General features: G+C 65.6%; 12 protein-coding genes. All 12 read left to right on the forward strand.

The genetic code is table 11. From position 1 onward, the window contains the following. Nucleotides 1-267 precede the first annotated feature (267 nt). Nucleotides 268-1866 carry an ABC transporter substrate-binding protein gene (locus tag G0A00_RS00430; RefSeq protein WP_164178957.1) on the forward strand — a complete coding sequence of 533 codons (1599 nt, stop codon included), beginning with the start codon at nucleotides 268-270 and terminating at the stop codon, nucleotides 1864-1866. Nucleotides 1867-1935: 69 nt separating this feature from the next. Continuing rightward, the gene (locus G0A00_RS00435) at nucleotides 1936-2889 is read left to right on the forward strand and encodes an ABC transporter permease (protein WP_164178958.1); all 954 of its coding nucleotides are present in this window, start codon (nucleotides 1936-1938) and stop codon (nucleotides 2887-2889) included. A gap of 3 nt (nucleotides 2890-2892) precedes the next feature. Further along, complete coding sequence (locus G0A00_RS00440; protein ID WP_164178959.1) at nucleotides 2893-3780, forward strand: ABC transporter permease; 888 nt, start codon at nucleotides 2893-2895, stop codon at nucleotides 3778-3780. Beyond that, the gene (locus tag G0A00_RS00445; RefSeq protein WP_164178960.1) at nucleotides 3767-4855 is read left to right on the forward strand and encodes an ABC transporter ATP-binding protein; all 1089 of its coding nucleotides are present in this window, start codon (nucleotides 3767-3769) and stop codon (nucleotides 4853-4855) included. The genes G0A00_RS00440 and G0A00_RS00445 overlap by 14 nt, the downstream gene beginning before the upstream one ends. 82 nt (nucleotides 4856-4937) lie before the next feature. Beyond that, nucleotides 4938-5915 carry an ABC transporter ATP-binding protein gene (locus tag G0A00_RS00450; protein WP_066101178.1) on the forward strand — a complete coding sequence of 326 codons (978 nt, stop codon included), beginning with the start codon at nucleotides 4938-4940 and terminating at the stop codon, nucleotides 5913-5915. Nucleotides 5916-5925: 10 nt separating this feature from the next. Next, entirely contained in the window at nucleotides 5926-7131 is a 1206-nt protein-coding gene (locus G0A00_RS00455) for an amidase (RefSeq protein WP_164178961.1), read from the forward strand. 16 nt (nucleotides 7132-7147) lie between these two features. Further along, entirely contained in the window at nucleotides 7148-7609 is a 462-nt protein-coding gene (locus G0A00_RS00460) for a RidA family protein (RefSeq protein ID WP_164178962.1), read from the forward strand. 40 nt (nucleotides 7610-7649) lie between these two features. Then, on the forward strand, nucleotides 7650-8273 hold the full coding sequence (locus G0A00_RS00465; RefSeq protein WP_164179127.1) for an aspartate/glutamate racemase family protein: 624 nt from the start codon (nucleotides 7650-7652) through the stop codon (nucleotides 8271-8273). A gap of 282 nt (nucleotides 8274-8555) precedes the next feature. Continuing rightward, nucleotides 8556-10109, forward strand: coding sequence for a glucan biosynthesis protein (locus tag G0A00_RS00470; protein ID WP_164178963.1), 1554 nt, complete (start codon nucleotides 8556-8558; stop codon nucleotides 10107-10109). After that, nucleotides 10094-10288: a hypothetical protein gene (locus G0A00_RS00475; RefSeq protein ID WP_164178964.1), complete on the forward strand. Its 195-nt coding sequence runs from the start codon at nucleotides 10094-10096 to the stop codon at nucleotides 10286-10288. Before G0A00_RS00470 ends, G0A00_RS00475 begins: the two co-directional genes overlap by 16 nt. 10 nt (nucleotides 10289-10298) lie before the next feature. Further along, nucleotides 10299-12092 carry a glucans biosynthesis glucosyltransferase MdoH gene (gene mdoH, locus G0A00_RS00480; RefSeq protein WP_203595215.1) on the forward strand — a complete coding sequence of 598 codons (1794 nt, stop codon included), beginning with the start codon at nucleotides 10299-10301 and terminating at the stop codon, nucleotides 12090-12092. Then, nucleotides 12079-13320 carry an OpgC family protein gene (locus G0A00_RS00485; protein ID WP_164178965.1) on the forward strand — a complete coding sequence of 414 codons (1242 nt, stop codon included), beginning with the start codon at nucleotides 12079-12081 and terminating at the stop codon, nucleotides 13318-13320. The genes mdoH and G0A00_RS00485 overlap by 14 nt, the downstream gene beginning before the upstream one ends. Nucleotides 13321-13466: the final 146 nt, after the last annotated feature.

Raw genomic sequence — 13466 nt, forward strand, 5'->3', positions numbered from 1 at the left:
CTACTTCAGCGTGAGGCCAATCGGCAACGCCGCTTGATGTGTGTAATTCCCGGTTTTGTTCGTACAAAAATGACTTTCCGATGCCGGTTTTGTGTGCGTCCGTGAATTTTCCGTTTAATTTTTGAGCGATCCAGATGGAATGCCAAAAAGATAATTTCCCGATGCGCTCGCCTGTCTGCCCATCGCTCTGCGCCCGCGTCAAGCTGATCACGCATCCGGCACACTCACGAGGCCGGGCCATTCAACAGGGATATTTCGGAGGTTCTTATGCTTCGTCTGAAAGCAGGCATTGCGGCGCTCGCCGTCGCGGCCACCATGGCCAGCGCCGCAATGGCGCAAGGCACTTTGCGGATCGGCATGACCGCAGCCGACATTCCTCTCACCACCGGTCAGACCGACCAGGGCGGCGAGGGGATGCGTTTCATGGGCTACACTGTCTATGACTCGCTGATCGAATGGGATCTCACCAGCGCCGACAAACCCTCGGTCCTGATCCCCGGTCTCGCCACCGAGTGGTCGGTGGATGAGGAAGACAAGACCAAGTGGACTTTCAAGCTGCGCGAAGGCGTCACCTTCCACGACGGCGCGCCGTTCACCGCCGCCGATGTGGTGTGGAACCTCGACAAGATCCTCGACGAAAGCTCCGAGCAATACGACCCGCGCCAGTCGGCGCAGGGCAAGTCGCGCATCCCCGCTGTGGCCTCCTATGAGGTGATCGACGACTACACGCTCGAGATCACCACGAAAGAGCCCGACGCCACGCTGCCCTACCAGATGACCTGGATCCTCATGTCGTCGAAGGCGAACTGGGAAGCCATGGACAAGGACTGGGAGAAGGTTGCAGGCAGCCCGTCGGGCACCGGCCCGTGGAAGCTCGAAACCTTCGTGCCGCGTGAGCGCGCCGAACTGGTGCCCTTCGCCGACTATTGGGACGACACCCGCGTTCCCCAGCTCGACAAGCTGGTGCTGATCCCGCTGCCCGAGCCCAACGCCCGTTCGGCCGCGCTGCTGTCCGGTCAGGTCGACTGGATCGAAGCGCCGGCGCCCGACACCATCCCGGCGATGGAAGGCAATGGCTTTGTCATCTCGTCCAACGCCTATCCGCACAACTGGACGTGGCACCTGTCGCGTCTGGAAGGCTCGCCGTGGAACGACATCCGCGTGCGCAAGGCGGCCAACCTCGCCATCGACCGCGAAGGCATGGCACCGCTTCTGGGTGGCCTGATGGTCCCCGCGAAGGGCTTCCTGCCGCCCAGCTCGCAGTGGTTCGGTGAGCCCTCGTTCGACATCTCCTATGACCTCGACGCGGCCAAGGCGCTGATGGAAGAGGCAGGCTACGGCCCCGACAACCACCTCGCCGTCAAGGCGCTGATCTCGCCGTCGGGTTCGGGCCAGATGCTGCCGCTGCCGATGAACGAGTACGTTCAGCAGAGCCTCGCCGAGATCTGGATCGACGTCGAATTCTCGGTGGTCGAGTGGAACCAGATGATCAACCTGTGGCGTGCCGGTGCGGCCGATCCTTCGGTCGATGGCGCGATGTCGGTGAACTTCACCTACTTCCTGCAGGACCCGTTCACCGGCCTCATCCGTCACCTCGACGAGAACCTGATCGCGCCCAATGGCACCAACTGGGGCCACTACAGCGATCCGGAGATGCAGGCGCTGTTCTCGGAGATCAAGAACACCTTCGATCCCGAAGCGCAGGACGAGGTGATGCGCAGAACGCATGAGAAATACGTCGATGACGCGCTGTTCCTCATGGTCACCCACGACGTCGCACCGCGCGCCATGGCGCCCAAGGTGAAGGGCTTCGTGCAGGCGCAGAACTGGTACCAGAACTTCTCGTCGATCACCATCGAAGAGTAAGGCCCGCAAGGGTTTCGCCCCCGCCGCACGCGCTGCGGCGGGGGTCCACTTCAAGCCAGGGATCCACCCGTGCTCAGCTATTTCCTCCGCCGCCTCATCCTCGTGCTGCCCGTGGCCTTCGGGGTGTCGGTCATCTGCTTCATGCTGGTCCAGATCGCTCCGGGCGATCCGTTGACCGCAATCATGCCCATCGACGCCACCGCCGAAGAGCAGGCCGCCATGCGCGCCGCCTACGGCCTCGATAAGCCGCTTCCCATCCAATACGCGATCTGGGTCGGCAATCTGATGCAAGGCGACATGGGCAAATCCATCGCCACCGGCCGTCCGGTCGCCGACGAGGTGTTCGGCGCGGTGCAGAACTCGCTGCTGCTGGCCGTCAGCGCCGCCGTCATCGCCTTTCCGATCGGCATCTTCCTCGGCTTCCTTGCGGGCTATTTCCGCGACACGCTGCTCGACCGCGCGGTCACCGCGGTGTCGATCACCGGCGTGTCGGTGCCGAACTACTGGCTCGGCATCGTGCTGGTCATCATCTTTTCTGTGAACCTCGGCTGGCTGCCCTCGATGGGCGCGGGGCCGGGCGGCTCGCATAGCTGGGCTTGGGACTGGCTGCACATGCGCCATCTGATCCTGCCCGCCGTGACGCTGGCCGTGGTGCCCATCGGCATCGTTGCGCGCACCGTGCGCGCGCTGGCCGGAGACATCCTCACCCAAGACTTCGTGCAGGCGCTCTATGCCAAGGGCATGAGCCGCGGCGACGTGCTGCGCCACGTGGCGCGCAACGCCGCCGCCACGGCGCTGTCGGTCATGGGCCTGCAGCTGGGCTACCTGCTCGGCGGCTCGATCCTGATCGAGACCGTGTTCAACTGGCCGGGCTCGGGCTTTCTGCTGTCCAATGCCATCTTCCAGCGCGATCTGCCGCTGTTGCAGGGCACGATCCTGATCCTCGCCCTGTTCTTCGTGGCAATGAACCTCATCGTCGACGTGGCACAGGCCGCCATCGACCCCCGCATCAAGAGGACCTGACCCATGGCGCTTGCGGAAACCGAAAACATGCAGGGCGCCAAGACCGAGAAACCGCAGGGCTATTGGTCCGGCGTGGGCGCGCGCGTGGCGCGCGATCCGGTCTCGATGATCTGTTTCGCGGTCGTGCTGCTGCTGATCCTCTCGGCGATCTTCGCGCCCTATCTGGGGCTCGCCGATCCCTACAAAGGCTCGATGATCGCACGCCTCAAGCCGCTGGGCACCGAGGGGCATTTCCTCGGCACCGACGAGCAGGGGCGGGACATGCTGGCGCGCCTCATCTACGGCGGGCGGCTGACGCTGTTCATCGGGCTGATGCCGGTGGTGCTGGCCTTCTTCATCGGCTCGGCGCTCGGCATCGTCGCGGGCTACGTCGGCGGCATGACCAACACCATCATCATGCGCATCGTGGACGTCTTCTTTGCCTTCCCCTCGGTGCTGCTGGCGATCGCCATCTCGGGCGCGCTGGGGGCGGGGATCGTCAACTCGCTCGTGTCGCTGACCATCGTCTTCATCCCGCCGATCACCCGCGTTGCCGAGGCAGTGACCTCGGGCGTGCGCGCGCTCGACTATATCGACGCCGCGCGGGCCACCGGGGCGAGCGCGTGGACGGTGATCCGCGTGCACGTGATCGGCAACGTGCTTTCGCCGATCTTCGTCTACGCCACCTCGCTCACCTCGGTGTGCATGATCCTTGCCGCGGGCCTGTCGTTCCTCGGCATCGGCGTGCGCCCGCCCGAGCCCGAGTGGGGCCTGATGCTGAACACGCTGCGCTCGGCCATCTACATCAACCCGTGGCTCTCGGCGCTGCCGGGGGTGATGATCTTTATCACTTCGCTCTGCCTCAACCTGCTGAGCGACGGACTGAGGAGCGCGATGAATGTCCGCGACTGACCTGTCACCGAGCCAAGATCAGGCGATCAAACCGAAAACCGCCGCCCCAGCGAGCCGCGACAAGGGCGGCCCGGCGCAGCCGCTGGTCATCGTGAAGGACCTGCAAAAGCACTTCCCGGTCCGCGGCGGCATCCTTGGCCGCACGCAGGCGGTGGTGCAGGCGGTCGACGGCGTCTCCTTCGAGGTGAAGAAGGGCGAGACGCTGGGCATCGTCGGCGAATCCGGCTGCGGCAAATCCACCACGGCGCGGCTGCTCATCGGCCTTATCGAGAAGGACAAGGGCGAGATCATCTTCGACGGGCAGGGTCTGGGCGAGCGGCTGTCGCTGAAGGACCTGCGCAAGGACGTGCAGATGGTTTTTCAGGACAGCTATGCCTCGCTCAACCCGCGCCTGACCATCGAGGATTCGGTGGCTTTCGGCGCCAAGGTGCAGGGGCTCGACGATCCCAATGGCCGGGCGCGCAGCCTGATGGCGCGCGTCGGGCTCGATCCCGACCGCTTTGCCCACCGCTACCCGCACGAGCTTTCAGGCGGCCAGCGCCAGCGGGTGAACATCGCCCGCGCGCTCGCCATGTCGCCGCGGCTGGTGGTGCTGGACGAGGCCGTGTCGGCGCTCGACAAATCGGTCGAGGCGCAGGTGCTGAACCTGCTGACCGACCTGCGCCGCGAGTTCGGCCTGACCTATATCTTCATCAGCCACGACCTGAACGTGGTGCGCTACATCTCGGACCGTATTCTGGTGATGTATCTCGGCGAAGTGGTCGAGGTCGCGCCGGTCGACAGCATCTGGCGCGAGCAGGCGCATCCCTACACGCGCTCGCTGTTCTCGGCGATGCCGGCGATGGACCCGGATGACCGCACGCAGGAGCCGCCGCTGGCGGGCGATCCGCCAAACCCGATCGACCCGCCCAAGGGCTGCCGCTTCCACACCCGCTGCCGTTTCGCCAGCGCGGTCTGCAAGACCAAAGTGCCGAAGCTGCAGGCGATCGCCGCCAATGCCGAGCATCTGACCGCCTGCCACCTGCATGACGCCACCTCGGGCCATCCCAAGGCCGGGCAGGGGGTGCCGGAATGATCCTGTCGGGAAAATGCGCCAAGCCAAAGCGCGAGGTCTTCTGGACCGCGCCAAGCACCACCCCGAAACCGGAGGAGGGCAAATGACCAAGCTACTCGACATCCAGAACCTCACCGTCCGCTTCAAGGGCAAGCGCACGGTCAATGCGATCAACAACGTCTCGCTGAGCATGGAACAGGGCGAGACGCTGGCGCTGCTGGGCGAGTCCGGCTCGGGCAAATCGGTGACGCTGAAGGCGCTGCTGGGCCTTCTGCCGCCAAAGCGCACGGACATCGAAGGCTCGATGCATGTCAACGGCACCGATGTGCTGAGCTTATCGGGCAAGAAGCTGCAGAAGTACCGGGGCGGCGAGGTCTCGATGGTGTTTCAGGAACCGGCGCTGGCGCTGGATCCGGTCTATACCGTCGGCCACCAGATCGCCGAGTCTGTGATGCGGCACAAGGGCGTCAGCAAGGCCGACGCCATGTCCACCGCGCTCGACATGCTCGACCGGGTGCGCATTCCCTCGGCAAACCGGCGGCTGCACAACTATCCGCACGAGCTTTCGGGCGGGATGCGCCAGCGGGTGATGATCGCGCTCGCGCTGGCCTGCCGTCCGCGCCTGCTGCTGGCCGACGAGCCGACCACGGCGCTTGATGCCACGGTGCAGATCCAGATCCTGCTGCTGCTGCGCGAGCTGCAGAAAGAGTTCGGCATGGGGGTGATCTTTGTCACCCATGACATTGGCGTGGCTGTGGAAATCTCGGAGCGGGTCGCGGTGATGTACGCCGGGCAGATCGTCGAAGAGGGCACCACGCGCGAGATCATCAAGGACGCGCGCCACCCCTATACGCAGGGGCTCTTGGCGGCGAACCTGCATGACGTCGAGCGCGGCGCGCGGCTCAGCGCCATCCCCGGCGCACCGCCCTCGCTCGAGACCAAGCCCGACAGCTGCTCTTTCGCGCCGCGCTGCCCGCATGCCATGCCCGAGTGCCGTGCGGGGCTGCCGCCGGTCTATACGCCCAGCCCGCGCCGCCGCGTGGCCTGCGTGAAGGCAGAGCCCGCCATCGCGGCGGAGTGAAGGCCCTCTCATGCTGATCGAGGACGACCCTTTCCGCTGCTTCATGCCCTATGAGCCGGTGCCGGTGGCGAGCGCCGAAGGCGGGCCGCTGGCGGATCTGACGCTGGCGGTGAAGGACATCTTTGATGTCGCGGGCTATCGCACCGGCTCGGGCTGTCCGACCCGGCTGGCGCAGAGCCCGGTTCATTCCCACACTGCCCCTGCCGCGCAGAAGCTGCTGGACGCGGGCGCGCGCTTTGTCGGCAAGACCCATACCGACGAGCTGGCGTGGTCGATGTACGGGATGAACGCGCATTTCGGCACGCCGGTGAACCCCGCCGCGCCGGACCGCATCCCCGGCGGCTCGTCCTCGGGCTCGGCGGTGGCGGTGGCGGCGGGGCTGGCGGATATCGCCATCGGCTCGGACACCGGCGGCTCGGTGCGCGCGCCCGCCAGCTTTTGCGGCATCTGGGGCATCCGCCCGACCCATGGGCGCATCTCGCTGCAGCACGTACAGCCGCTGGCCGAGAGCTATGACACCTGCGGGGTCTTCGCGCGCGACAGTGAGACGCTGCTGCGGGCCATGTCTGTGATGTTGGATGGCGAAACCGCCGCGCTGCCCGAGAGCCCTGACTTCCTGCGCCCGGTCGATATGCTGGACCAGCTGCAGCCCGAGGCGCTTGGGGTCTGGGAGGCGCGCTTTGGCGCATTGCCCGCGCGCGATGTCAGCGTTTATCCCGAAGGGGTCGAGGCGGCCTACACCGCCTTCCTGCGCACCATGGGAGCGGACGCGCGCAAATGGGTGGTGCCCTTCATCCGGCACAGCGGCATGCCGCTGGTGCGCGGGATCGACGGGCGCGCCGAGGCCGCCGAGGCGCTGACCGAGGCCGAGATCGCGGGCGCCGAGGCCACCCGCCGCGCCTTCACCGCGCATCTCGAGGCGCTGCTGGGGCCGGGCGGGGTGATCCTTGCGCCCGTGGTGCCAGAGCCGCCCTTCCGGCTCGATGCGCCGGTCGAGGTGTTTGACGCCTATCGCCACGGCGCCATGCGGCTGCTCTGCGTCGCGGGCCTGTCGGGCCTGCCGCAGGTTGTAATGCCCGCAGGGAGCGTGGACGGTGCGCCCTACGGGCTGTCGCTGATCGGGCCGCGCGGGTCGGATCTCTCTCTGCTGGCGCTGGCCTGCCGGTTGATGGCCGAAAGCCCCGGCCCTCGAAATCCCGCCCCGGTGACCGCGTGAGAAAAAGGAAAGCCCTATGAGCGTGATCGAAAACCGGCTGGCTGAGATGGGGCTGGCGCTGCCGCCTTCGGCGCCGTCGCGGGCGCTGTTCCTGCCCGGCAAGATCAGCGGCAACCTGTTGTTCCTCTCGGGGCAGATTTGCGAGTGGGAAGGCGTGCCGAAATACTTCGGCCCGGTGCCGGAGGGGTTCGACGTGAAGACCGGACAGGACGCGGCGCGTATGTGCGCGCTCAACCTGCTTTATTCGATCAAAGCGGTGGCCGGATCGCTCGACCGGGTGACCTCGGTGGTGCGGCTTGGCGGCTTCGTCGCCGCCCCGGCGGGCTATGGCGACGGGCCGCTGATCGTCAACGGCGCCTCGCAGCTGTTCATCGACCTGTGGGGCGAGGCCGGACGCCACGCGCGCACCGCCGTCAACGTGGCCTCGCTGCCTGCCAATGCGCTGGTCGAGATCGAGGCGACGGTGGAACTTGACTGAGCAGCCTGCGCCAGACGTTTCGGCGCCGCGGGTTCTGCTGATGAACCCCAACAGCAACGCCGCCACCACGCGCACCATGTGCGCCATCGCGGGGCGGGTGCTGCCGGAGGTCACCGGCTGGACCGCACCCGCCGGGCCGCCGCTGCTCACCAATCCCGCCTCGCTGGCCGAGGCGGGGCGTCTTGTGGCCGCCGCCGAACTGCCCGGGGGGCTCGCGGGGGTCATCGTCTCGGCCTTTGGCGATCCGGGCCGGGACGAACTTGCTGCGCGGCTCGACATTCCGGTGATCGGGATCGGTGAGGCTGCGGCGCGCGCGGCGGCGCAAGGCGGGCGCACCTTTGCGGTGGTGACACATACACCTGCTTTGGAAACAAGCATCGACGCTTTGATGCACAATGCCGCGCCTGATGCGCGGTACCTCGGGACATATCTTGCGGATGGCGATCCCACTGAACTTTCGGCAGATCCGAAAAAGCTCGACGCCGCATTGCTTTACGCGGTGCAGCGCGCCTGCGACGATGGGGCCGAGGCGGTGATTATCGGGGGCGGACCGCTGGGCGAGGCGGCGGATCGACTCGCCGATCACGCGCCCTGCGTACTTGTTTCGCCTATTTTACATGCAGCGCTACAAATGCAGGCAAAACTCCGCTTGCCAAGGGCCTGACTTTGCGGCAATCCGCCTGTGGATTGCCTGTGAAAGCGCCATGGCAGCGGAGATTCGGCAAAGTTTCGCTGCCGCGCAGCAAAAGCCCGCTTTTGCAGGGAACCCCTTCGAATACGGGGTGTTGTCTTTCCCGTAGTCCATATCATTTTCCCGGCCAGTACTATCCCTTGGAGCAGACATTTGCGGAAGTTTCCGATCCAGAGTCCCGTCGTGTCCGGACGCGCAGCCGTGGCGCGTCAAAATCGACGCCAATTCCTAACCCGCCTGGCGGGATCCGTCGCCATGCCCGCGCTTATCGCTGCTGGGCCACTTGCCGCGCAGGAAGCTGCGCAAGGCGAGGGCGATCAAGACACCAATGCGCCGGAGGCGCAGGGCGTTCCATTCTCCTTCGACATTCTGTCCGAGCAGATGGCCCGCGCCGCGCAAGAAGAGCAGAAAGAGCCCGAGCAGGTCGAAGGCTTCCTCGCAGAGCTTGATTACGACGGCTATCAGCGCATCCGCTTCGACAAGGAGAAGGCGCGTTGGGCCGATCTGCCCGACGATACCTTCCGGCTGCAGGCCTTCCATCTGGGCTGGCTGTTCAAACAGCCGGTGCGCCTGCATGAGGTGGTCGATGGTCAGGCCAAAGCGATGCATTTCTCGACCTCGGATTTCGACTATTCCGACGTGAAGACCGAAATTCCCGCAGACGCGGAAATGCCCGGCGTCGCCGGGTTCCGCCTGCACAACCCGCTCAACCGCGCCGACACTTTCGACGAGCTCGTCGCCTTTCTCGGGGCGAGCTATTTCCGGGCGCTTGGCCGGGGCAATCTCTACGGGCTCAGCGCGCGGGGTCTGGCGGTCAACACCGGCCTGTCGGGCGTCGAAGAGTTCCCGCGCTTCAACGACTTCTGGCTTGAGCGCCCCGGACCCGGTGCCGAGCATATCACCATCTATGCCGCGCTGAGCAGCGCCTCGGTGACCGGCGCCTATCGCTTTGTGGTGCGTCCGGGCGAAGACACCCGCATCGACGTGACCGCGCGCCTCTACCTGCGCAACGACATCCAGCAGCTGGGCATCGCGCCGCTGACCTCGATGTTCCTGTTTGGCGGTCCCGACATGGGCGATTTCGATGATTTCCGCCCGGCGGTGCACGACAGCGAAGCGCTGGTGCTGACCACGCAGGGCGGCGAGACCTTCTTCCGCCCGCTCAACAACCCGCCGCGCCTTGCAAGTTCTTACTTCGGGGCGCTCAGCCCGGTGAAATTCGGTCTGGTGCAGCGCAACCGCGAGTTCGAGCACTACCTCGACGCGCAGGCGCATTACGAGAAGCGCCCGACGCTGCTGGTCGAGCCGATTGGCGACTGGGGCGAAGGCTCGGTGCGGCTGGTCGAGATCCCCTCGGACCTCGAAGGCAACGACAATATCGTCGCCTTCTGGATCCCCAAGGCGGAAACCAAGGCCGGCGATGCGCTGGAGTTCGCCTATCGCCTGCACTGGGGGATGTCCCCCGAGGGTGACGGTGCGGTAGATCGGGCCCGCGTGGTGCGCACACGGGTCGGCAAGGGCGGCATTTCCGGAACCGACGAGGACAACGGTCGGCGGAAATTCGTCATAGATTTTGAAGGTGGCACTTTGGGGGAACTTCCTGCCGGTGCCGAGGTTGAACCTTCAGTGAGTGCCGCGAACGGCGAGATTGCCGAAGCGGTTGTGAGCCGGATCTCGGGAACCGAGACGTGGCGCCTTGTGCTTGAAGTCGAAGCTCCGGACGGGGCGGTGGCCGAACTCAAGGCGGGGCTCAAAGGTTATGGACGTACTCTTACCGAAACCTGGACTTATCAATGGGTGAAGGAATGAATGCTGAACCGATGAAAGAACTGGACGTGACTGAAGCACGGGCCGTTGAAATGCCGCATTGGGCTCCGCCCGAGGCACCTATGGAAATGCCGCGTCAGGACGTCGAGGCGCCGCGCGCCGAACGTGCGTCGCTGCATGAACTGATCCTGCGCGTCATCATGCCGGGCCAGAGAGCGTAAGGATACGCCAATGCCCGTTCTGCCCTCGCCCGACCGCAAGACGGTCGCCACCCGCTTTCTGGCGGCTCTCTTCGCGCTGGCTGCCGCTGGCACCGCCACGGCGCTGCTTCTCGAAGTGGCGCTGCAGGATGGCGTTGCCGTGTGGGACTTTGTGCGCGCCGGCCTGATCCTTGTGACGACCGCATGGCTCGCATGGGGGGCCGCGTTGGCGTTGTCGGGGCTGGCCCCCATGCGCCGCCGCGCGCCCGCGGAGTTGCAACTGCCGCAGCCGCGCACAGCCGTGCTGGTGCCGATCTGTAACGAGGACCCGGTGGCCACGTTTGCGCGCATCGCAGCCATGGATCGCTCGATCCGGGACGCGGGCGTCGAGGCCGATGTGGCGATCCTGTCGGACACGCGCGACGACGCGGCGGCCGCGGCAGAGCGCAAGGCCTTCGTGAAGCTGCTCGACACCACAGGCGGGCAGGGGCGTATCTTCTACCGCCGCCGCGAGGACAACCGCGGGCGCAAGGCAGGCAATATCGAGGATTTCTTCCGCCGCTCCGGTGGGGCCTATGAGTTCGCCGTGATCCTCGACGCCGACAGTCTGATGGAAGGCAGCGCCATCCGCCAGATGATCGCGCGGATGCAGGCCGACCCGCAGATGGGTCTGCTGCAGACGCTGCCGCGCGTCGTGGGCGGGCGCAGCTTCTTTGGCCGCGCCATGCAATTCGCCGCCGCCTTCCACGGCCCGGTGTTCACCCGCGGTCTTGCGCGGATGCAGGGCGCCACTGGCCCGTTCTGGGGCCACAATGCGATCGTGCGCGTGCGCGCCTTTGCGGAAAGCTGCGGTCTGCCGGAACTGCAGGGCAAGGCTCCCTTTGGTGGCCATATCCTCAGCCATGACTACGTCGAGGCGGCGCTGCTCGCCCGTGGTGGCTGGAAGGTTGAGGTGGATGCCAGCATCGACGGCTCTTTCGAAGAGGGCCCCGAGAACCTGCTTTCCTTTGCCAAGCGTGACCGCCGCTGGTGTCAGGGCAACCTTCAGCACATCCGGCTGGTGATGGCACCCGGCCTTGCGCCGTGGAGCCGCTTTGTCTTCATTCTCGGCATCTTCTCCTATCTGGTGTCGCTGCTCTGGTTCGGCTTCCTCGTCGCCTCGGTGATCGCCGCCGTGACCGCGCCGCCGCCGGATTATTTCCCCGAGCCGCACCTGCTGTTCCCGGTCTTCCCGAGCGATCGCACCAAGGAAATGATCGCGCTGATGATCGGCATCTTCGGGCTGCTGATCATGCCCAAGTTCGCCATCCTTACCGAAAGCGCGCTGACCCATCGGGTCGCCGGATTTGGTGGTGTGATGCGCGCCTTCTGGTCGGTGATCGTCGAGGTGCTGCTGACCTCGCTGATCGCGCCGCTGATGCTGATGTATCAGACCAAAGCCGTGCTGCAGGTGCTGTCGGGCCGCGATGGTGGCTGGCCGTCGAGCCAGCGCGGTGAGGGCCAGCTGACCATCATGCAGGGCCTGCGCGCGGGGGCATGGATTACCGTGACCGGCGCCGTGGCGCTGGGGGTGACCTTCTGGCTGTCGCGCGATTTGGTGCCGTGGCTGCTGCCGGTCTGTCTGCCGATGCTCTTTGCGCCGCTGCTGATCGCCTGGACCTCGCGTCCGCTGACCCACAAGCTGTTCGTCACCCCTGACGAAGGCAACCCGTCGCCGGTGGTGGTCTCTTACCGCGAGATCCTCGCGCAGTGGACCAATGCGCCGCAAGCGCCGCAGCCGGAACCCGGACCCGGTGCCAAGGAACCTCGTCATGTCGCAGCCTGATGGCACAAAGCTGGTGTCCTTCCCCGCAGGGAAGGCCACTGGCGCCCGGCGTCCGCGCGATCCGCGCATCGACGCCTTTCGCGGGCTGGCGCTGGTGATGATCTTCATCGACCATGTGCCGGGCAACCCTTACGAATATCTGACCATTCGCAATTTCACCCATTCCGATGCCGCCGAGGCCTTTTTCCTGATGTCGGGCCTTGCCGCCGCGCTGGCCTATTCGGGGCGGCTGACGTCCGAGGCGCGCGCCGAGCATGGGCTATGGAATGGTATCGCTCCCATGTGGAAACGCAGCTGGACGCTTTATCTGGCGCATATCTTCATGACGGTCTGGGCGATCGCGATCTTCTCTGCCGCGGCGGGGATTTACGCGATGCCCGAGCTGCTCGAGCAGATCAACCTTCGGCAGGTCTTCGGCAACACCGGCGAGGCGCTCTTCGGCATTGCCGCGCTGACGCATCAGTTGGGCTATGTGAACATCTTGCCAGCCTATTCAGTGCTGCTGCTCTTCGCGCCGCTGATGCTGATGATCGGCCTGTGGCGGCCTTGGGCGCTGCTGACCCTCTCGCTGGTTGTCTGGATGGCGGCGGGGCTGTGGCGGCTCAACCTGCCGAACTTCCCCAATCCCGGCGGTTGGTTCTTCAACCCGATCTCATGGCAACTGCTGTTTGTGCTGGGCGCGCTCACCGGGCTTGGGATGCGTCGCGGCGAGCGCTTCGTTCCAAAATCACGCGCGCTCTTCTGGGTCTGTCTTGGCTTTTGCGTGCTGGCGCTGGTGTGGAAGTTCGTGCCGGCGGTGGGCGACGTGATCAACCACCAGATGGCGCGGCTCTATCAGGCGGGCATTCCGTTCCACCTGACCACCCATGACAAGACCTTCGTGGCGCTGCCGCGGCTGCTCAACATTCTGGCGCTGGCCTATGTGTTGTCGTGCCTGCCTTGGGTCACCCGCGCCTGCGCGCATAAGGCCGCCGCGCCGCTGCGCCTGCTGGGGCAGCAGGGCCTGTTGGTCTTCTGCACCGGCACCGTGGTGTCGTTGATGTTCCAAGTCTACATGGCAGGCAATCCGCTCTCCACACGGATGGGCTGGGGGCTGCCGCCGCTGGGCATCGTGATCATGCTGGTTACCGCTTGGCTGGGCTCGACGCGCAAAGCCGCTCCGCGCGGCAGCGCTCCACGCGCGCAGGGCGGGCTTGTGGCCAGCGCGGAGCAGAAACGTATCGGCTAAGCCTCACCTCTTTACGAAAGGTAAAGTGGCGTCCTGTTTGGGGGCGCCATTTTCACGTGTTCACGATAGCGCGTGATTGATTGTTTTTAAAAAGTGGCGACGGAACGTCATCATCGCCGCGTAACAGTGTCGTGCCCGGGGGTCTC

This window comes from Salipiger sp. PrR002, from assembly GCF_010500775.1.
Lineage (GTDB): Bacteria > Pseudomonadota > Alphaproteobacteria > Rhodobacterales > Rhodobacteraceae > Salipiger.